Source organism: Rahnella sp. NRRL B-41462 (assembly GCF_003263525.1).
Classification (GTDB): domain Bacteria; phylum Pseudomonadota; class Gammaproteobacteria; order Enterobacterales; family Enterobacteriaceae; genus Rahnella; species Rahnella aceris.
In genome coordinates, this window is sequence record NZ_JYDF01000031.1 from 62561 (window position 1) to 83392 (window position 20832).

21 protein-coding genes are annotated in these 20832 nt (G+C 50.7%); 7 read left to right on the top strand and 14 right to left on the bottom strand.

Going from position 1 to position 20832, the window contains the following annotated elements:
• Positions 1 to 8: 8 nt before the first annotated feature.
• From atpA to ravA, 12 genes are all read right to left on the bottom strand, one after another.
• Positions 9 to 1550 (bottom strand): F0F1 ATP synthase subunit alpha, encoded by a 1542-nt coding sequence (atpA, locus tag UC14_RS09025; protein ID WP_013577682.1) that lies wholly within the window; start codon positions 1548 to 1550, stop codon positions 9 to 11.
• 12 nt (positions 1551 to 1562) lie between these two features.
• A complete protein-coding gene (gene atpH, locus UC14_RS09030) occupies positions 1563 to 2096 on the bottom strand; it encodes a F0F1 ATP synthase subunit delta (RefSeq protein ID WP_013577681.1) in 534 nt (177 codons plus the stop codon).
• Between the two features lie 14 nt (positions 2097 to 2110).
• Complete coding sequence (gene atpF / locus UC14_RS09035) at positions 2111 to 2581, bottom strand: F0F1 ATP synthase subunit B (protein WP_013577680.1); 471 nt, start codon at positions 2579 to 2581, stop codon at positions 2111 to 2113.
• Between the two features lie 65 nt (positions 2582 to 2646).
• Complete coding sequence (gene atpE, locus UC14_RS09040; RefSeq protein WP_004093904.1) at positions 2647 to 2886, bottom strand: F0F1 ATP synthase subunit C; 240 nt, start codon at positions 2884 to 2886, stop codon at positions 2647 to 2649.
• 49 nt (positions 2887 to 2935) lie between these two features.
• A complete protein-coding gene (atpB, locus tag UC14_RS09045; RefSeq protein WP_013577679.1) occupies positions 2936 to 3718 on the bottom strand; it encodes a F0F1 ATP synthase subunit A in 783 nt (260 codons plus the stop codon).
• Positions 3719 to 3740: 22 nt separating this feature from the next.
• Entirely contained in the window at positions 3741 to 4139 is a 399-nt protein-coding gene (atpI, locus tag UC14_RS09050; protein WP_013577678.1) for a F0F1 ATP synthase subunit I, read from the bottom strand.
• A 649-nt stretch (positions 4140 to 4788) separates the two neighbouring features.
• Positions 4789 to 5409: a 16S rRNA (guanine(527)-N(7))-methyltransferase RsmG gene (rsmG, locus tag UC14_RS09055; protein ID WP_013577677.1), complete on the bottom strand. Its 621-nt coding sequence runs from the start codon at positions 5407 to 5409 to the stop codon at positions 4789 to 4791.
• Positions 5410 to 5538: 129 nt separating this feature from the next.
• Complete coding sequence (gene mnmG, locus UC14_RS09060; protein ID WP_112152011.1) at positions 5539 to 7428, bottom strand: tRNA uridine-5-carboxymethylaminomethyl(34) synthesis enzyme MnmG; 1890 nt, start codon at positions 7426 to 7428, stop codon at positions 5539 to 5541.
• 379 nt (positions 7429 to 7807) lie between these two features.
• Positions 7808 to 8251 carry an FMN-binding protein MioC gene (mioC, locus tag UC14_RS09070; protein WP_013577675.1) on the bottom strand — a complete coding sequence of 148 codons (444 nt, stop codon included), beginning with the start codon at positions 8249 to 8251 and terminating at the stop codon, positions 7808 to 7810.
• Between the two features lie 88 nt (positions 8252 to 8339).
• Positions 8340 to 8801, bottom strand: coding sequence for a transcriptional regulator AsnC (asnC, locus tag UC14_RS09075; protein ID WP_013577674.1), 462 nt, complete (start codon positions 8799 to 8801; stop codon positions 8340 to 8342).
• Between the two features lie 20 nt (positions 8802 to 8821).
• Positions 8822 to 10291, bottom strand: coding sequence for an ATPase RavA stimulator ViaA (viaA, locus tag UC14_RS09080; protein ID WP_112197581.1), 1470 nt, complete (start codon positions 10289 to 10291; stop codon positions 8822 to 8824).
• A gap of 2 nt (positions 10292 to 10293) precedes the next feature.
• Positions 10294 to 11802, bottom strand: a complete 1509-nt coding sequence (gene ravA / locus UC14_RS09085; RefSeq protein ID WP_112197582.1) for an ATPase RavA — start codon at positions 11800 to 11802, stop codon at positions 10294 to 10296.
• Between the two features lie 267 nt (positions 11803 to 12069).
• On the opposite strand from ravA, the gene kup reads away from it, so the two are divergent.
• The 7 genes from kup (at position 12070) to rbsR (ending at position 19986) form a co-directional block, all read left to right on the top strand.
• Positions 12070 to 13938 carry a low affinity potassium transporter Kup gene (gene kup / locus UC14_RS09090; RefSeq protein WP_013577671.1) on the top strand — a complete coding sequence of 623 codons (1869 nt, stop codon included), beginning with the start codon at positions 12070 to 12072 and terminating at the stop codon, positions 13936 to 13938.
• Positions 13939 to 14153: 215 nt separating this feature from the next.
• A complete protein-coding gene (gene rbsD, locus UC14_RS09095) occupies positions 14154 to 14573 on the top strand; it encodes a D-ribose pyranase (protein ID WP_013577670.1) in 420 nt (139 codons plus the stop codon).
• Between the two features lie 7 nt (positions 14574 to 14580).
• A complete protein-coding gene (rbsA, locus tag UC14_RS09100) occupies positions 14581 to 16086 on the top strand; it encodes a ribose ABC transporter ATP-binding protein RbsA (protein ID WP_013577669.1) in 1506 nt (501 codons plus the stop codon).
• A gap of 6 nt (positions 16087 to 16092) precedes the next feature.
• Positions 16093 to 17064, top strand: coding sequence for a ribose ABC transporter permease (gene rbsC / locus UC14_RS09105; RefSeq protein ID WP_013577668.1), 972 nt, complete (start codon positions 16093 to 16095; stop codon positions 17062 to 17064).
• A gap of 23 nt (positions 17065 to 17087) precedes the next feature.
• Positions 17088 to 17978, top strand: a complete 891-nt coding sequence (rbsB, locus tag UC14_RS09110) for a ribose ABC transporter substrate-binding protein RbsB (RefSeq protein WP_013577667.1) — start codon at positions 17088 to 17090, stop codon at positions 17976 to 17978.
• A gap of 67 nt (positions 17979 to 18045) precedes the next feature.
• Positions 18046 to 18975: a ribokinase gene (gene rbsK, locus UC14_RS09115; RefSeq protein ID WP_013577666.1), complete on the top strand. Its 930-nt coding sequence runs from the start codon at positions 18046 to 18048 to the stop codon at positions 18973 to 18975.
• The gene (gene rbsR / locus UC14_RS09120) at positions 18976 to 19986 is read left to right on the top strand and encodes a ribose operon transcriptional repressor RbsR (RefSeq protein WP_112197583.1); all 1011 of its coding nucleotides are present in this window, start codon (positions 18976 to 18978) and stop codon (positions 19984 to 19986) included. It begins immediately after the preceding gene.
• Here rbsR and UC14_RS09125 read toward each other — a convergent pair.
• Both UC14_RS09125 and UC14_RS27055 read right to left on the bottom strand, forming a co-directional pair.
• Positions 19969 to 20658, bottom strand: coding sequence for a FadR/GntR family transcriptional regulator (locus UC14_RS09125; protein WP_013577664.1), 690 nt, complete (start codon positions 20656 to 20658; stop codon positions 19969 to 19971). The genes rbsR and UC14_RS09125 overlap by 18 nt on opposite strands.
• Positions 20648 to 20832, bottom strand: a 185-nt coding sequence (locus UC14_RS27055) for a hypothetical protein (protein WP_232829660.1), incomplete at its 5' end; no start/stop codon positions are given. The genes UC14_RS09125 and UC14_RS27055, both read right to left, overlap by 11 nt.

Here is a 20832-nt window from a genome sequence, read left to right on the forward strand (position 1 = left end):
GCGAGGTGTTACCAGGACTGGGTTGCTTTGAAGGTATCGAGGATATTTTTGAATTTACCCTCGATCTCATCGTTATACGCACCAGTTTGGTTGATTTGCTGCAGAAGCTCGCCGTGCTCACGGTCAGCGTAAGCCAACAGTGCAGCTTCGAAGCTACCGACTTTAGACAACTCAACGTCTTCCAGATAACCACGTTCTGCTGCGAAGATGATCAGAGACTGCGCAACGATTGACATCGGAGCGTATTGTTTCTGTTTCAGCAGCTCAGTCACTTTCTGACCGTGATTCAGCTGTTTACGGGTTGCCTCATCCAGATCAGAAGCGAACTGCGAGAACGCAGCCAGCTCACGATACTGTGCCAGAGCGGTACGAATACCACCGGACAGTTTCTTCATGATCTTAGTCTGAGCAGCACCACCAACACGGGATACCGAAATACCCGGGTTAACCGCAGGACGAATACCGGCGTTGAACAGGTTAGATTCCAGGAAGATCTGACCATCGGTAATCGAGATTACGTTGGTCGGAACGAACGCTGAAACGTCACCCGCTTGCGTTTCGATAATTGGAAGCGCAGTCAGGGAACCGGTTTTGCCTTTCACTTCACCTTTGGTGAATGCTTCAACATACTCGGCGTTAACACGCGCAGCACGTTCCAGCAGACGGGAGTGAAGATAGAAAACGTCGCCTGGGTAAGCTTCACGACCAGGTGGACGACGAAGCAGCAGGGAAATCTGACGGTAAGCAACAGCCTGTTTAGACAGGTCATCATAAACGATCAGTGCGTCTTCACCGCGGTCACGGAAGTATTCACCCATTGCGCAACCGGAATACGGTGCCAGGTATTGCAGTGCAGCAGATTCTGACGCAGTTGCAACAACAACGATGGTGTTTGCCAGTGCGCCGTGCTCTTCCAGTTTACGAACCACGTTAGAAATGGTGGACGCTTTCTGGCCGATAGCCACATAGATACATTTGATGCCGGAATCGCGCTGGTTGATGATCGCATCGATCGCCAGAGCTGTTTTACCGGTTTGACGGTCGCCGATGACCAGTTCACGTTGACCACGACCAATTGGGATCATGGCATCAACGGACTTATAACCTGTCTGCACAGGTTCATCTACCGACTGACGTTCGATAACGCCAGGTGCGATTGCTTCAACAGCTGAGAAGCCGTCGTGCTCTACCGGACCTTTACCATCAATTGGCGCACCCAGGGTGTTAACCACGCGGCCCAGCAGGCCACGGCCAACTGGAACTTCCAGGATACGGCCAGTACATTTTACTTTCATACCTTCGGCGAGGTCAGCGTAAGGGCCCATTACAACGGCACCTACAGAGTCACGCTCCAGGTTCAGGGCGATAGCGTAACGGTTACCCGGCAGCGCAATCATTTCGCCTTGCATGACATCGGCTAAGCCGTGCACACGGATGATCCCGTCACTGACGGAAACGATAGTACCTTCATTGTGAGCTTCGCTCACCACATTGAACTGAGCAATGCGCTGCTTGATCAGTTCGCTGATTTCGGTGGAATTCAGTTGCATGCTCCAGTCCCCTTAAGACTGCAAGACGTCTGCCAGGCGTTCTAGACGACTGCGAACGCTGCCATCAATCACCATATCACCTGCACGGATTACGACACCGGCAAGAACAGACTTGTCAATTTTGCAATTCAGCTTAACTTTGCGAGACAGACGTTTTTCCATCGCAGCAGCAATTTTTGCCTGCTGTTCTTCCGAAAGCGGATTTGCTGAGGTCACTTCAACTTCAGCAACAGCCTCGAGAGAGGCGCGCAGTTCAATAAACTGCTCCAGCACTTGCGGAAGAACGCGTAAACGTCCATTTTCAGCCATTACCTTAATCAGGTTTTGGCCTGCGTCGTCGAGTTCGTCACCACATACGGCAATAAACGTTTTAGACAAAGTTTCAGGCGCGCTAGCACCGGAAAGCAGTTCTTCAATTTGTTCATTGCGCGTGACTTCAGCCGTGAACGCTAACATGGACTGCCAGCGGTCTAAGCTTTGGTGCTCAACGGCAAAGTCAAAAGCTGCTTTGGCGTAGGGGCGAGCTACAGTTACAAATTCAGACATCAGCCCCTCCCTCCTTACAGTTCAGCGACCAGTTTATCAACGATGTCGCTGTTAGCAGCTTCATCCACGGAACGTTCGATAATCTTCTCGGCGCCAGCAATGGCCAAAATTCCGACTTGCTTACGCAACTCTTCACGGGCGCGTTGGCGTTCGGCGTCGATCTCTGCCTTGGCTTGCGACACGATCTTGTTACGTTCCTGCTCGGCTTCAGCTTTTGCTTCGTCGACGATTTGAGCTTTACGCTTGTTCGCCTGATCGATGATTACCTGAGCTTCAGCTTTGGCTTTCTTCAGTTGGTCGGTCGCATCGGCTTGCGCTAAGTCCAGCTCTTTTTTGGCACGTTCTGCGGAAGATAAACCTTCAGAAATTTCTTTCTGACGTTTTTCGATGGCAGCCATAATTGGCGGCCATACGTACTTCATGCAGAACCAGACAAACAGGACGAACGCGATAGCCTGGCCGAGGATTGTTGCGTTAAGATTCACAGCACAATGCCTCTTTCAAAGTGAATTATTTGATGTAGTTCGATTAACAGTGAGCAAGCTCAGTGTTAGGCGACAGCAAACATCACGTACAGACCCAGACCAACCGCAATCATTGGGATTGCATCGACCAGACCCATAACGATAAAGAACTGTGTACGCAACAGAGGGATCAGGTCAGGCTGACGTGCAGCACCTTCCAAGAATTTACCACCCAAGATGCCGATACCGATTGCAGCACCGATTGCCGCCAGGCCCATCATCACAGCGGCAGCCATGTACAGCAGATCCATACTCAGGTTTTCCATGACAGTCTCCAGTTTGTTTCAGTTAAAACGCAGTAGTGTTGAAAGAAAATCAGTGTTTTTCAGATGCCATCGAGAGATAGACAATCGTCAGAACCATGAAAATAAAGGCTTGCAGCGTAATGATCAGGATGTGGAAAATGGCCCAAGGCACATTTAGAATCCACTGTGACCACCACGGCAACAGGCCAGCAATAAGGATGAAGATCAACTCACCCGCATACATATTGCCAAACAGTCGCAGACCCAGTGAAACTGGTTTAGACAGCAGGCTGACACCTTCAAGAATCAGGTTAATCGGAATGAAAACCGGATGATTGAATGGCTGCATTGTCAGTTCTTTAATGAAACCGCCAAAGCCTTTCATCTTAATGCTATAGAAAAGAATCAGAATGAATACGCCGAGTGCCATGGACAACGTGATGTTCACGTCAGCCGTAGGAACCACACGCAACGCTGGCAGACCAAGCAATTTTTCACCGATAGTCGGCAACAAATCGATTGGCAGCAAATCCATCAGGTTCATCATAAACACCCAGACGAAGACGGTCAGCGCGAGAGGTGCAATCACTTTGCTTTTGCCGTGATACATGTCACGTACGCTGCTGTCGACGAAACCAACGACCAGTTCAACTGCGGTTTGCAGTTTACCCGGGACACCGCTGGTGGCGTTTTTGGCTACGCGATGGAAAATAACCAGAAAGAGTACTCCGAGGAACACGGAGAAAAACATCGAATCGATGTTAATCGACCAGAATCCCGTCCCAATCTGAAGCTGAGTCAGATGGTGACCGATATACTCTTGTGGAGTAGAGATTTCTCCTGATGCAGACATGATGCCTCTTACCCTTTAGTAGTTAAGTACGGTAACTGTTAATGACGGCCGGTGCCAAAATCTGAGTCATCAACACCGATAAATAGGCCAACCCCAACGGAGCAAAAGCCGCCTTAAACAGGCCAAGTGCGATAACCATTAAGATCACCGTAACCAGCACCTTCAGCGCTTCTCCGATTGCAAAGGACCAGGCAACCCGTCCAGAGACCGTTGTTTGCGCCTGATGGCGCCATGCAAACAGCATGAACAGTACATTTGGCACCCAGGCGGCCAACCCACCCATAAGAGCCGATGTGGTCCATTCCAGGCTTTTAAAACCAAATACTGCACTGAGCAGAACAAAGGTCAATAACTGCAGTATCAACAGCTTTCTGGCAACCTTCACACTATTTGTACTGTGTAAAATACCGGATACAGACATGACGTTTGTTCTCTCCGTATCAAGTACCTAGCTGGAGGTAGACTGAATGCCGTATATCACTGCCTTTACTGTTTTGAGTCAAGCAGCAAAAACCGAGCAAATTATACGGGGCACAGGGACGAATTCAATGGATAAGTAGCGAAAAGGTGAACAATTATTTAAATTTTCCCCTTCACGACTATTTTGACAACCAAACTATAGCTGAATTTGCCCTTTTTGGTTTGATACGGTTATTTCATCACCCGACAAAGAAGCGTGCACTGGATCACATAATTAACTCAGGACACTTTATATACCCTGCACTGTTTGAATGTCTTTAGCTAATCAGGCCTTTTAAAATCTTTATAAATCAATTTGTTAATAAAACACTGTTCGTTAAACAATCTTCTTTAAAAATAACCACGATTTATTGACACAACAACCCAACAAATAACAACATTTTCATTACAAGTTCAATATCAGCCGGTTGATGACCGTTCAATTTCAAAAGTGACTATTACAGTCCGGATTAAAATAAAAACATCTCTGAAATGCTATCAGTCTGTAAAAAAGCGGTGATTGAGTGTTTGTCACCGCTATATAATTAGCCTGCTCATTTTAACTGCAATAACACATGCGCTTTTTAAATATTTTTTGATAAAACGCAACTTTAGTTTGAGCTAAGAATGACGAGATGCCGTTCCCCGTCAAGTTCTGGTACCTGCAGTTTTATGACCGATTCCAAAGTGATACCTTCCGGCAATAGCGCCATTTCATCATCAGGGCTCACCCCTTTTAAGGCGTAAAAACGCCCCTGCCCTTTTTGTGGCAGGTGATGGCACCAGGAAAGCATATCCTGCAGGGACGCAAAAGCACGGCTGATCACCCCATCAAACAACGGGTCTGGCTCAAACTCTTCCACACGACTTTGTACCGGTTCGATATTTTTCAGCCCCAGTTCATGCTGAACCTGACGCAGGAAGCGTACGCGCTTACCCAGGCTGTCCAGCAGCGTAAAGTGTGAATCAGGGCGAACGATGGCAAGAGGAATTCCCGGTAAACCAGGGCCTGTGCCTACGTCGATGAAACGGCTGCCCTGCAGATGCTCATTTACTACGATGCTGTCCATGATATGGCGTACCAGCATCTGCATCGGGTCACGGACAGACGTCAGGTTATAGGCTTTGTTCCACTTATGCAGCAGTTCCACATAGCCAATCAGTTGCTGTTTTTGCTGATCGGGTAACGCTATTCCTGCCGCAGCAAGCAGCGAGTCCAGTTTCTTTTGCACAGTGAATCCTCAGAAAGAGTCGATATTCGGGAACAGCCCGGTTGAGAAATGATAAAACACTCAGAAAGATGGGAAAAGTAAGAACTGACCGCCGCTTTGTTTTCAAAGGGCGGTCATAAGAGAGGTGAGTTATGCGCTACGGCGCAGTAAGCCTTGTTTTTTAAGCCAGATCAGCAAGATCGAGATAGCTGCCGGCGTAATACCCGAGATCCGCGATGCCTGACCAATGGAGGTCGGCTTGTGATCGTTAAGCTTGGCGATCACTTCATTGGAAAGACCATTAACCTGGCGGTAATCAAGATCAACAGGCAACACAGTGTTTTCGTTACGCTGCTGTTTTTCGATCTCTTCCTGCTGACGGGCGATATAGCCTTCATATTTGATCTGAATTTCAACCTGTTCTGCTGCCTGCACATCCGGGACAGAAGGTGCGAACGGAGAAAGACGGGTAATCAGCTCATAGGTCATTTCAGGACGACGCAGCAGTTCTTCTGCACTGGCTTCTTTAGAAAGCGGTGCAGAAAGATGTGCATTAATCTCTTCAACCTGCGCGTGATGAGGGTTCACCCAGATACCACGCAGACGCTGACGTTCCTGTTCGATCATTTCCAGTTTTTCGTTGAACCGCGCCCAGCGGGCATCGTCAACCAGACCTAATTCACGGCCTTTTTCTGTCAGGCGTAAATCGGCATTGTCTTCGCGCAGCATCAGTCGATATTCAGCGCGTGATGTAAACATCCGGTACGGTTCTTTGGTGCCCAGCGTACACAGGTCATCAACCAGCACACCGAGATAAGCTTGATCGCGACGTGGCGCCCAGCCCTCTTCTTCGCTGGCACTACGGGCAGCATTCATGCCAGCGAGTAAGCCCTGTGCAGCGGCTTCTTCGTAACCCGTCGTACCGTTGATTTGTCCGGCAAAGAACAGACCGGCGATAAATTTACTTTCCAGCGTCGGTTTCAAATCACGCGGATCGAAGAAATCGTATTCAATCGCATAACCCGGACGAACAATAACGGCATTTTCCATCCCCTGCATAGACCGGACGATCTGCATCTGCACATCGAATGGCAGGCTGGTGGAAATTCCGTTTGGATAAACTTCATTGCTGGTCAGGCCTTCCGGTTCAAGGAAGATCTGATGAGAATTGCGATCGGCAAAACGCATGACTTTATCTTCGATCGACGGGCAGTAACGCGGGCCGATCCCTTCGATGATCCCGGCATACATCGGGCTGCGATCCAGATTATTGCGGATCACGTCATGGGTTTTTTCGTTGGTATAGGTCATGTAACACGGGATCTGGCGCGGATGTTGCGACACGTTGCCCATGAACGAGAATACCGGTGCAGGATTATCACCATGCTGTTGTGCCAGAACACTGAAATCAATGGTCCGGGCATCAATACGTGGAGGTGTACCGGTTTTAAGACGGTTAACGCGTAAAGGCAATTCACGCAAACGCTGAGACAAAGAGATCGCCGGAGGATCCCCTGCACGGCCACCGCTGTAGTTTTCCAGACCTATGTGGATCTTTCCGTCCAGGAAGGTGCCGACAGTCAGTACAACCGCTTTAGCGCGGAATTTCAGCCCCATTTTGGTCACAGCACCGACCACACGATCGTTTTCTACGATCAGGTCTTCAACAGGTTGCTGGAAGATCATCAGGTTTGGCTGGTTTTCCAGGGCGGTACGGACGGCCTGACGGTACAGAACGCGGTCAGCTTGAGCACGTGTTGCCCTGACTGCCGGGCCTTTGCTTGCGTTTAGTATCCTAAACTGAATACCCGCATGATCGATAGCCGTAGCCATCAGTCCGCCCAATGCGTCGACTTCTTTTACCAGATGTCCTTTCCCGATCCCGCCAATGGCCGGGTTACACGACATCTGTCCCAGCGTGTCGATATTGTGGGTTAATAATAAGGTCTGACGTCCCATGCGTGCAGAAGCCATTGCGGCTTCAGTACCTGCATGACCACCACCTATGATGATGACGTCAAATTGATCCGGATAAAACATGCGACTGCACCTCGGCGTTCAAGCGAACTTTCTTTGTATGGCGTTGGGAGGAGGGATTCTACTCAAGTTTTGAGCTTCCACAAGTCCCCGGGGATCTTCACTAATTAAAAGAAGATCTTTTTTATTTAAAGATCTCTTATTAATACTTCTATTAGGATCGCGATCCTCTGTGCATAAGTCTTTTTTGTTTATGAAGATCAGTATGCTAAGAAGGATCGAATGCTGTGAATGATCGGTGATCCTGGACAGTATAAGCTGGGATCAGAAGTGAGAGTTATGCACAGCATGAAAAGCGTACAGGAGTTGTTAGAGGGATAACTACGGGTTTTACCCTGCTTTTAAGCATAGTTATCCACATCTGATCGCCTGAAATTTACACTTATTTTATCAAATTAATCCAGTTGATCACCCAAACCTCGGCCGGATCCTCAGGAATTTCGTGTTGAGTCACGTCGATCTCAAGACGATCACCGATCCGTTTTGCCCCTAATGACGTCAGTTTTTGATCCAGAGAACTGATCGCGCCACAGAAGGTGTCATATTCACTGCTGCCTAAACCTAATGCGCCAAAGCGTACTTTTGACAGATCGGGTTGCTGATCTTCCAGCTGCTCCATAAAAGGTTGCAGGTTATCAGGCAGCTCACCAGCACCGTGTGTCGAGCACACGATCAGCCAGATACCTTCCTGCGGAACTTCGTACAGTTCCGGGCCATGGAACATCTGAGTGGAAAAACCGGCTTCTTCCAGTTTCTCAGCCACGTGTTCTGCTACATATTCGGCACTGCCAAGCGTACTGCCACTGATCAGGGTAATGTCAGACATGATGCTCTCACCCGGGAAAAGGAGGCTATTGTACGCTGTGAATGAGCTGGGATCTACCTGTGGATAATAGGGGTATAGAAATCAGTGCTCAGGGCTGGATGGTACGTGTGATGGGGTTCTGCAGGGAGATCAGCGTCTCGGTCGACTGGATCTCGTCAATTGTCTGGATCTTGTTGATAAGTACGTGCTGAAGGGAATCAATCGAGCGGCACATGATCTTAATGAAAATGCTGTAATGCCCGGTGGTGTAATAGGCTTCGACCACTTCTTCTATACTTTCGAGCTTTTTCAGTGCCGACGGATAATCCTTGGCACTTTTCAAAATGATGCCAATAAAACAGCATACGTCGTAACCCAGCTGTTTAGGATTGACGGTAATATGCGCGCCGGTAATGATGCCCGCTTGTTTCATTTTTTCTACGCGGACGTGGATCGTCCCCGGGCTGACGGTGAACACTTTTGCCAGTTCAGCATATGGTGTGCGGGCATTATCCATCAGGGCGTTCAGGATCCCGCGATCCAGCTCGTCGAGCTGATAAATTTCAGTCATGATTATCTTTCTCTTTAGGCTTAATTTCTCTGCCAGCGTCGCTGTACGCGGCTTTTCATGCCGGTATCGAAGCGCCAGATATGATCGAAAATGCGCAGGATGCCGGGCTTGCCATAGTGCGACATTGCCAGGGCATGAAAGCGGTGGTGTTTTTCCCGTTGCAACGCCCTGACCTTCTTTTGTACTTCATCTGGCAACCGCTGGGCGATAAAGTCCGAGATCACCACTGCATCAGCATCCTCCCATTGCGGAGAAGCGAGTTTATCCAGTGTGGCATTCAGACAGGCGGCCAGATCGGTACCACCACGAAAATGCTGCCCCAGAAAGCGCAGCGCCTGATCCAGGCCGCCGTTGGAGGTCAGTTCATAATGGATCACTTCACTGGCAAACAACATGATGTAACATCGGCGGTTATCAGCCAGTGCGATTTTCAGTAACGCCAGACAGAACGCTTTGGCGCACTGTTCGTTAAATCCCCCCATCGAACCGGATGTATCGACGCAGACGACAAAAGGTCCACGCGGTTGCGGTTCCTGTTGCTGATAGACCACAGGCCGTTTGACCACTTTCTCGCGCCACACGTCCCCTTGCAGGCGATATGTCATCAGACGCTTTTCCAGCAAACGGCGGTAAAATTCGTATTCCAGCTCAGGCAGCCCCAGCGTCACCAGCTCCGTCGGCATCAGGCGCAAAATATCATCGCTCTGATGAATGCCGTTCACTTCTTCCGGCACCGTTGCGGGTTCGCGCACCATCAGCCGGTGAGTTTCCATTTTTGCATCTTCATGCGGACTGGTTTTGACCGTCTGGCTGCGGCCCAGTTGTTCTGCCAGATGCATCAGCTCAGGCTGCTGCTGAAGAAAAGCGCCGAACCGCGCCAGCGACTGAATATCACCCCGCAGACGCTTCCCTTTACTCATATCCCACAACCGGCCTGCTGCCGTATCGTTCTCCGCTAATAAAGGAGAGAGCTCGCTGCTGAGCTGCAGTCGTTGCAGCAATTCTTCCTGCAACTGCTCCTGTTCTTGTTCGAGTAACTGATGATGAACGTTCACCGTTTGGAAGGTCAGGTTCAGGCGCCAGCGCTGGAGGAACAAGGTATGAAAGCTGTTGCCGGTTTTCGCCGTCCGTGAGGTTTCATTATTCTCCTGTAAGGTGCGGGCTTCAGTGGCAAAGGGAGAGCTGAGTTGCTCCAGTTCATCGATGAGGGAAGGCAGTCCGGACTGAAAAGCCGTGGCGTCGATCTGCTGGCAATGCTGATAAAGATAGAATTCTTTCGCCAGCTCTTGGGGAACCGGCGTTTCGTGGATCCTCTGGCGAAGGCGCAATTTCCATTCTGGGAGATCTTTGGTCAGGGCACGCTTGAGACGGGGAAATTTCTCGAAGAACACCGTCAGCGCTGGCGCAGCCAGCAAGCCGACGAGCAGTTCTTCAATCAGTTCGGCTTCGCTGATGGCCAGCAGAAGATCCAGTGACTCGAGACTGAACATGATCAGTGACCACTGAATGTCTGTTGCTGATGACGCAACTGTTCAGCCACCTGAAGCAGGCTGGCTTCTATTTTTGCCATCCATTCTGCCGGAACAAACAGACAGTTTTGCTGCTGGCTGAATTCATGTCTCTGCTGCGCCAGTTTTGCGGTCAGGTCACTCAGCGTATTTTTCATTTCGTCGGGAACGGCAATATGCTCATGGCCCGGCAGCGTCAGCGGCGTGCTCTGACGGCTAACATCCAGCACCAGAAGTTGTTGTTTGTCATCGATTTCCAGATCCACGGTTTGTACAAAACCAATCCCGTTGAGTTTGGCTTTCAGTACGCCTCCTTTATTTAACCACTCTTCCAGGATGATGCGTTCGAATAACAGGTGTGTGACTTTTATTTCATGCAGGTGTAAAGGCGTTTGCAATAACAGGGTCAGGTTGGTGGTGTTAAGTGATTCAGGCAGGCCGTACTGTGGCTTGCGGCTGAAAATGCCGGCTTTCTTGTTCAGTTTGATTGACTGACGCGAACTCTGTTGCTGCTGATGTTGCATCCATTGCTGATTCAGCTGCTGAATTTTCATCAGCAGTGTCTGCTGCTGATAAGCCTGTTCGGTGATCAGTTGCTCAATCTGGGTTTGCAGGAGGTTATAAGTATTAAGGTCATGCCATAAACAGTCTTTCAGCAGGATCAGGTCCACCTGCGTGATCGCTTTTCTGCCACTGAAAAATGCGCAGGCCTGCAACAGGCGCAGGGCTTTTTTCCAGCGACGGTCAGAGACATAAGGTGCCGTATCCAGGGCATCAAGGCGCTGGCGCAGCTGGAAGATCAGTTCAAAGCAGCTGTCTGAAAGATTGACTTTGTCGATCTCCGGCTGCCATTGTTGGTATTCTTCATCGCTGATACTCAGGGACTCTGTCACCGGATTGGCGTTTTCATTGTTCCGGCTGGTCAGCAGTGAGCGAAAATTTTGCTTATCCTGCACTTTATCCAACCACAGACGGATCAGCATGCGGTCGTACAGCGCTTCGAGGCCACCATCGGCTTCGGGTAATTCGTTGGACGCACTGACCAGCAGACGCATCGGAATAGGTTCTTCTCGTTCGCCATTACGGAAGCGGCGTTCATTGATGGCGGTGAGCAATGTATTGAGGATGGCCGGGCCTGCTTTCCAGATTTCATCAAGGAAGACAATTTCAGCTTCCGGCAAGTAACCTTCGGTCAGACGCAGATAGCGGCCTTCATCTTTCAGGGCCTGAATCGAGAGCGGGCCAAAGACTTCTTCCGGCGTGGAAAAGCGCGTCATAAGATATTCAAAAGCGCGCGCATGTCGGAACGCAAATTTCAGGCGCCGGGCAATCAGGCTTTTTGCAATACCTGGCGGGCCGAGCAGAAAAACGCTTTCGCCGCACAGGGCTGCCAGCAGGCAAAGTCTTATGGCATCCTGCCGCTCGTACAGGCCATGTTCTAATGCGTTAGCAAGACGGGCGATCCGTTCTGCCAGAAGGGGAGATTGCGCCATACTGTCTCTTCCGGTTTCCATTGAGTTGTTGAATAGTGTACTGGCTAATAGCGATATGCCACGTTTATTTTTGTCGTTATAGCTTGTTGATTACTAAAAATTTTCTATTATCAGAAATGTGACCCCGTTCATATGAACGCCGGTTTAGCTGCACATTTAAGGGTAGGCAATCCAATTTATTCGTGCATACTGTGCGCCTTTTAGTGGGCATCATAAGATCGAGCGCACTCATCGCTTACGGATGTTCGAGCAAAAAAGAAACGAAATATGAGCACTGAACATAAACGGTCACTCCCAGCAGTAACCCTGGCCGCCATTGGTGTGGTCTATGGCGACATTGGTACCAGTCCTCTCTACACCTTAAGAGAGTGTTTTTCTGGTCACTATGGTTTCAACGTTGAACCCAGCGTCGTTTTTGGTTTTCTCTCTCTGATTTTCTGGATGTTAATCCTCATTGTTTCGCTCAAGTACCTCACTTACGTGATGCGGGCGGACAACGCAGGCGAAGGCGGTATTCTGACGCTGATGTCTCTGGCGGGCAGAAACACCTCGGCACGCACCACTGCCGTTTTGGTCATTCTCGGCCTGATCGGCGGAAGTTTCTTCTATGGTGAAGTGGTGATCACTCCGGCTATTTCTGTTCTTTCCGCGATGGAAGGTTTGGAAATCGCAGCACCTTCACTCGATCCTTATATCGTCCCCTTATCTATTACTGTCCTGACGCTGCTTTTCATTATTCAGAAACACGGCACCGGCATTGTTGGCAAACTGTTTGCGCCGGTGATGTTGTTGTGGTTCCTGACGCTGGCTGTTCTCGGCGTGAACAGCATCATGCAAAATCCTGAAGTACTTCGCGCCATGAACCCGATGTGGGCGGTTAACTTCTTTATCGAGCATAAGTCGTTTTCCTTCCTGGCACTTGGCGCGGTCGTTCTGTCGATTACCGGTGTGGAAGCGCTGTATGCGGATATGGGCCACTTCGGGAAATTCCCGATCCGTCTGGCCTGGTTCACCGTGGTGCTGCCTTCTCTGGTGCTGAACTACTTCGGTCAGGGCGCATTGCTGCTGAAAGACCCGGAGTCGATTAAAAACCCGTTCTTCCTGCTGGCGCCTGACTGGGCTTTGATCCCGTTACTGGTGCTGGCAACGCTGGCCACCATTATCGCGTCTCAGGCTGTTATCTCCGGTGTGTTTTCCCTGACGCGTCAGGCTGTGCGTTTAGGCTATTTACCGCCAATGCGCATCATCCACACTTCAGAAATGGAAGCAGGCCAGATTTACATCCCGGCCATTAACTGGTTGCTGTACTTTGCGGTGGTTATCGTTATCGCCAGCTTCGAGCATTCGAGCAATCTGGCAGCGGCATACGGTATCGCAGTGACCGGTACGATGGTGCTGACCAGTATTCTTTCCTGTACGGTGGCACTCAAAAACTGGCACTGGAAACCTTTCCTGGTCGGGCTTTTGCTGATCGGTCTGCTGTTTATGGATATCCCGCTGTTCGCGGCGAACGCTACTAAACTGTTCTCCGGCGGTTGGTTGCCGCTGACGCTGGGTTTGGGCATGTTTATCGTTATGACGACCTGGAAAAGCGAGCGCTTCCGCCTTATGCGCCGCATGAACGAGCATGGGAATTCCCTGGAAGCGATGATCGCCTCTCTGGAGAAATCCCCGCCGGTGCGTGTTCCGGGTACGGCTGTGTATATGTCGCGCGCCATCAACGTCATTCCGTTTGCGTTGCTGCACAATCTCAAACACAACAAAGTGTTGCATGAGCGTGTGGTACTGCTGACGTTACGCACCGAAGATGCGCCTTATGTACATAACGTCCGGCGCGTCACCATCGAACAGCTTTCGCCGACGTTCTGGCGTGTGGTCGCCAGCTACGGATTTAAAGAAACGCCGAACGTGGAGGAAGTGTTCCACCGTTGCGGTCTGGAAGGATTGCCGTGCCGGATGATGGAAACGTCATTCTTTATGTCGCACGAATCACTGATCCTGACCAAGCGCCCCTGGTATCTCTACTTCCGTGGCAAACTCTTTATGGCGCTCAGCCGCAACGCCTTACGCGCGCCAGATCAGTTTGAAATTCCGCCGAACCGCGTAATCGAACTCGGTACGCAGGTAGAAATCTGATCCTCATTTCTACTGCTCGCAGGGCACCTTCGGGTGCCCTGTTTTATTTTCTCTTTCTCCTTTCTGAAACGACTAACTCAAATTTCCCTGCGGTTTCTTAATTATTCAGCGAAACGTTTCGACGCTGATCACAATTCCATCATAACTCCGTTGCGATGGCCGGGGATCTTTATAAACTCATCGGTGAGCGAAACGTTTCGCTGTAGGAGTTCACAATGAAGAAGTCACCGCTGTTAAATGCCGAAATCTCACATGTTATTGCCCGGTTAGGTCACACCGATCAGCTGGTTATTGGCGATGCCGGACTTCCGGTGCCAGCAGCTTGCCAACGCATCGATCTGGCCCTGACCCAGGGAGTTCCCACCTTTTTACAAGTCTTAGAGGTAGTGACACATGAGATGCAGGTTGAGCGGGCTATCCTCGCCGAGGAAATCCTCACTAAAAATCCTCAACTCCATGAAGCGTTGCTCGCCCAATTGACACAACTCGAACAACACCAGGGAAACACCATTGCTTTGGATTACGTCAGTCATGAGTCATTCAAAGCACAAAGCGAAAAAAGTCGGGCTGTGATCCGCAGCGGGGAATGTTCGCCTTATGCGAACGTTATTCTGTGTGCTGGCGTAACCTTCTGAGGCCTTTATGCAACCTTTGCTGCAACTGACAGGCATTGATAAAGCCTTTCCCGGCGTAAAAGCACTTTCCGGCGCGGCGCTCAGCGTCTATCCGGGACGTGTAATGGCGCTGGTGGGAGAAAACGGCGCGGGCAAGTCCACCATGATGAAAGTGCTGACCGGCATCTATCAGAAAGATGCCGGCTCAGTGCATTTTCTTGGCAAGGAAGCGGTTTTCAGTGGCCCTAAAGCCTCTCAGGAAGCCGGGATTGGTATCATTCATCAGGAATTAAACCTGATCCCCCAACTGACGATTGCTGAAAATATCTTCCTGGGCCGTGAGTTTGTGAACGGTTTTGGCCGCATCAACTGGAAAAAGATGTATGCCGAGGCCGATAAACTGCTGGCGCGCCTGAATCTGCGTTACAAAAGCGACCGGCTGGTAGGCGATTTATCCATCGGCGACCAGCAGATGGTCGAAATTGCCAAAGTGCTGAGCTTTGAATCCAAAGTCATCATTATGGATGAACCGACGGATGCCCTGACCGATACCGAAACCGCTTCTTTATTTAACGTGATCCGGGAACTGAAAGCCGCCGGTTGCGGTGTGGTGTATATCTCCCACCGCATGAAAGAAATTTTCGAAATCTGCGACGACGTGACGGTGTTCCGTGACGGGCAGTTTATTGCAGAGCGGCCGGTCAGTTCGCTTGAAGAAGACACGCTGATTGAAATGATGGTGGGCCGTCGCCTCGAAGAGCAATACCCGCGCATTAATCATGAACGCGGTGCGCTGCGTTTGCAGGTACGCGATGTCAGCGGGCCGGGCGTGGATAACGTCAGCTTTGATCTGTACAGCGGCGAAATTCTGGGGATTTCCGGTCTGATGGGCGCAGGCCGTACCGAACTGATGAAAATTCTCTACGGAGCCTTACCGCGTAAAAGTGGTTATGTGGCGCTCGATGGCCGCGAAGTGGTGACACACTCACCGCAGGACGGGCTGGCAAACGGCATTGTTTATATCTCTGAAGACCGCAAGCGCGATGGCTTAGTTCTGGGCATGTCAGTGAAAGAAAACATGTCGCTGACGGCGCTGCGTTATTTCAGCCACGCTGGCGGACGTCTTAAACATGCGGAAGAACAGCAGGCTGTCGGCGATTTCATCCGCCTCTTCAATATCAAAACGCCGTCGATGATGCAGACCATCGGCCTGCTTTCCGGCGGTAATCAGCAAAAAGTGGCAATTGCCCGTGGATTAATGACGCGGCCGAAAGTCCTGATCCTCGATGAACCGACGCGCGGCGTTGACGTTGGTGCCAAGAAAGAGATTTACCAGCTTATAAACCAGTTCAAGCGCGAAGGGCTGAGTATCATTTTGGTTTCCTCAGAAATGCCGGAAGTGATCGGTATGAGTGACCGGGTTTTGGTGATGCATGAAGGCCATTTAAGCGGTGAATTCCCGATAGAACAGGCTACGCAGGAAGTGTTGATGGCTGCCGCTGTCGGCAAGCAATACGGCGTGACGCAGGAGTAATCAGATATGAGTTCTCAGACATTGCCAGCCAAAAAGCGCTGGATCAGTAAAGAGTGGTTGTTGGAGCAAAAGTCTCTGATTGCGCTGCTGGTGTTGATTGCCGTGGTCTCTTCCATGAGCCCGAATTTCTTTACGGTCAATAACCTGTTTAACATCCTTCAGCAAACGTCCGTTAACGCCATTATGGCCGTCGGCATGACACTGGTGATCCTGACGTCCGGGATCGATTTATCCGTCGGCTCTTTGCTGGCGCTGACCGGCGCCGTTGCCGCCTCGATTGTCGGGCTGGAAGTGAATGCGTTTGTTGCCGTTGGCGCCGCGCTGGCGTTAGGTGCGGCTGTGGGTGGCGTCACCGGAATGATTGTGGCCAAAGGGAAAGTCCAGGCGTTTATCGCTACGCTGGTCATGATGTTGCTGCTGCGTGGTATTACGATGGTGTACACCAACGGCAGCCCGATCAGTACCGGCTTTAATGATGTCGCTGATGTTTTTGGCTGGTTTGGTATCGGTCGCCCGCTGGGTATCCCGACACCTGTCTGGCTGATGGCTGTGGTGTTTATTGCGGCATGGTACATGCTGCATCACACCCGGCTGGGGCGTTATATCTACGCGCTGGGCGGTAACGAATCCGCTACGCGTCTGTCAGGTATCAGCGTCGATAAAGTCAAAATTATCGTCTACTCCCTGTGTGGTTTGTTAGCCGCTCTGGCCAGTATCATCGAAGTGGCGCGCTTATCTTCTGCGCAGCCCAACGCAGGTACGGGTTATGAGCTGGATGCGATTGCCGCAGTGGTATTAGGGGGAACCAGCCTGTCCGGGGGTAAAGGACGCATTGTTGGAACGCTGATCGGTGCATTGATCCTTGGCTTCCTGAATAACGGTTTGAACTTATTAGGTGTTTCTTCCTACTACCAGATGATCGTAAAAGCAGTTGTCATCCTGCTGGCGGTTCTGGTGGATAACAAAAGCAACAAATAAACTCTCCTACAGGACTTATGACCATGAATATGAAAAAACTGGCTGTCTGGGTTTCCGCCGCAGCGATCACCGCTTCTTTCAGTGCTAACGTTCTGGCGAAAGACACCATTGCGCTGGTCGTTTCCACGCTGAACAATCCGTTCTTCGTCTCCATGAAAGACGGCGCGCAAAAAGAAGCGGACAAACTGGGTTATAACCTGGTGGTTCTTGATTCTCAGAACAACCCGGCGAAAGAGCTGGCAAACGTACAGGACCTGACGGTTCGTGGCACCAAGCTGATGCTGATCAACCCGACGGATTCTGATGCGGTAGGCAATGCCGTTGCGATGGCAAACCAGGCGAAAATCCCGGTGATCACTCTTGACCGTCAGGCTACTAAGGGTGTTGTCGCCAGCCACGTTGCGTCTGATAACGCCTTCGGGGGGAAAATGGCCGGTGATTACATCGCCAAAAAACTGGGCGAAAACGCTAAAGTCATTGAACTCGAAGGTATCGCCGGGACGTCTGTTGCCCGTGAACGCGGTAAAGGTTTCGCTCAGGCCGCCGAAAAACACCATTTCCAGATCCTCGCCAGCCAGCCTGCTGACTTCGACCGCACCAAGGGCCTGAACGTCATGCAGAATCTGCTGACTGCGCATCAGGACGTGCAGGCCGTGTTCGCTCAGAATGACGAAATGGCGCTCGGTGCATTGCGCGCCCTGCAGACTGCCGGTAAAACGGATGTGCTGGTCGTTGGCTTTGATGGCACCGACGACGGTATCAAAGCCGTTAACAGCGGCAAAATGGGCGCGACTGTGGCACAGCGTCCTGAACAAATCGGTGTGATCGGCGTTCAGACTGCAGATAAAGTACTCAAAGGCGAGAAAGTGCCGGCTGTTATCCCTGTTGATTTGAAACTGGTTGCTCAGCCGTAATACTCTTTTTATCGATGCTGTAACTGCGCCTCCTGATGGAGGCGCTATTTGACTCAGGGATCTCCACATGAAAACCGGCAAACTGGTGGTACTCGGCAGTATCAACGCTGACCACATTCTGAATATCAACCACTTCCCGCAACCGGGCGAAACGGTTATCGGTAAGCAATACACCGTAGCCTTTGGCGGTAAAGGGGCGAATCAGGCTGTTGCAGCCGGTCGCAGTGGCGCTGATATCTCTTTTATTGCCTGTGTGGGAGATGACGATATTGGCGAGCGAGTTCGCAAACAGCTGGCCAGTGACCATATTGATACGCACCCCATCGAAGCCATTAAAGACACCACCACTGGCGTAGCGCTGATTTTCGTGAATGCGGAAGGTGAGAATGTTATTGGCATAGATGCGGGGGCAAATAAAGCCGTCACGCCTGAATATCTTGATCGCTATAAACAGCAGGTCATTGGTGCTTCTGCTTTATTAATGCAACTTGAATCTCCGCTTGAAACGGTGATCGCGGCATCGAAGATCGCTAAAGACAACGGTACGCAGGTGATCCTTAATCCGGCTCCGGCCTGTGAATTGCCCGATGAATTGCTGGCACGGGTGGATATAATCACCCCGAACGAAACTGAAGCTGAAAAGCTGACGGGAATTAAAGTCGACAGTAATGAAGATGCCGCTCGCGCCGCAAACGCTTTACATGACAAAGGCATCACGACTGTCATCATTACGCTGGGCAGTAAAGGCGTCTGGCTCAGCCAGAACGGAGAAGGAAAGTTAGTGGCGGGGTTCCGTGTAAAAGCTGTCGATACGATAGCAGCAGGTGATACCTTTAACGGCGCGTTAGTCACAGCCCTGCTGGAAGGCAAACCGATGGACAGCGCAGTACGATTCGCACACGCCGCCGCAGCGATTGCCGTGACGCGTCCTGGCGCACAACCTTCCGTCCCGTGGCGCAAAGAAATAGACGATTTCCTCGCACAACAGGAGGCCTGATTGGCCACCATGAAAGATGTCGCCCGCCTCGCGGGCGTTTCAACCTCTACCGTTTCCCATGTGATCAACAAGAATCGTTTTGTCAGTGAATCCATCGCTGAGAAAGTGAATGCTGCCGTTGAACAACTCAATTACGCGCCTTCCGCCTTGGCCCGCAGCCTTAAGCTGAACCAGACACGCACCCTCGGCATGTTACTGACCGCCAGCAGTAACCCGTTCTATTCGGAAGTGGTGCGTGGGGTGGAGCGTAGTTGTTATGAACGCGGCTACAGCCTCATTTTATGTAATACCGATAATGACGCCGAACGCATGAACCGCAGCCTGGAAACGCTGTTGCAAAAGCGGGTCGACGGACTGCTGATCATGTGCACCGAAAACCACCGACCCTCGAAAGACGTTATCAGCCGTTATCCGTCACTGCCGATTGTGATGATGGACTGGTCACCGTTTGATGGCGCGATAGATATTATTCAGGATAACGCGTTGCTGGGCGGCGAAATGGCGACGGAGTTTTTAATCCGTCAGGGATATCATCACATCGCCTGCATTACCGGCCCGTTGGATAAAACCACCGCACAGGAACGGCTGAGTGGATATCGTCAGGCCATGGAAAAAGCCGGTTTGAAGATTTTACCTGGTTATGAGGTGTGTAGTGATTTTGAATTTGAAGGCGGATTAGCCGCAATGCAGCAGTTGCTGGCGCTGCCCGAACCGCCGCATGCGGTTTTCGCCAGTAACGATGCGATGGCTGTTGGCGTATATCAGGCACTTTATCAGCGTGGATTGCGTGTTCCCGATGATGTAGCCGTGATGGGGTACGATGATATCCAGCTGGCGCAATATATGATGCCGCCGCTGACAACAATCCATCAGCCTAAAGACTCACTGGGAGAACTGGCGGTTGATGCATTACTGCATCGGTTGCAAGACCCGGCTTCAGAGCCTCAGATTTTAGTGCTCACCCCAGAGCTGGTAGTCCGTCAGTCTGTGGGATCATTCATCAGCAAGTAACAGGCTCTGGCATTCCAGAAGTGCGGCATTGGCATCACCGGCCAGAATGGCATCCGTCAGCCGCTGGTGATGTTCCAGTTTAATCACTTCATTGCCTGTAATTGCCCGAAAATAGCTCTGATACACTGAACTGAATAAATTCGCAAAAGAGGTCAGAAAAGGATTTTTCCCCGCTTCATAGATTAGCTGGTGAAACTGCGTATCTACCGTTATCCAGTGTTCCCGATCAAAGCTGTTATGCAACTGGCGCATTTCATACATATATAGAGAGAGCTGATGCTTTTGCTCTTTACTGGCAGCGAGTGCGGCTAACGCACAAGCCTGAGGTTCGAGTGCTTTGCGTAAAACAATAAAATGCGCCATCACCTGATCGAAGTTTTCACGGGTCATCCACCAGGTCAGCAATTCCTGATCGAGAAAGTTCCAGCTCGATTGTGGCATTACCCGGGTACCAATACGCGGACGGGGTAAAAGCATTCCCTTAGCCGCCAGCGTTTTTACTGCTTCACGTACGGCCGTCCGGCTGACACCAAAAATCTCTCCTAACTCATTCTCGCCAGGAAGAATAGCCCCTTCCGGATACTCCCCAGACAAAACGCGTTGTGCAATTTTCTCCGCCAGCAGGTAAGAAAGGTTACGTTGAGCTGCCTGTTGATGTGCATTAAGTAGCATGTAAGGTATTCCTGAATGTCTTTCTCTTAATTATGAAGGAGAGTTTACTCCAGCCTCTGGCTTGAAACTGGTGTGTTTTTAGCGAAAAACGACCGGTATTTGTCCATTTTGGACGAAATTGACGGATTAATGAACGGTTGGTGAAAAAAGTGAAATTAGGGGTTGCGGCCTTCT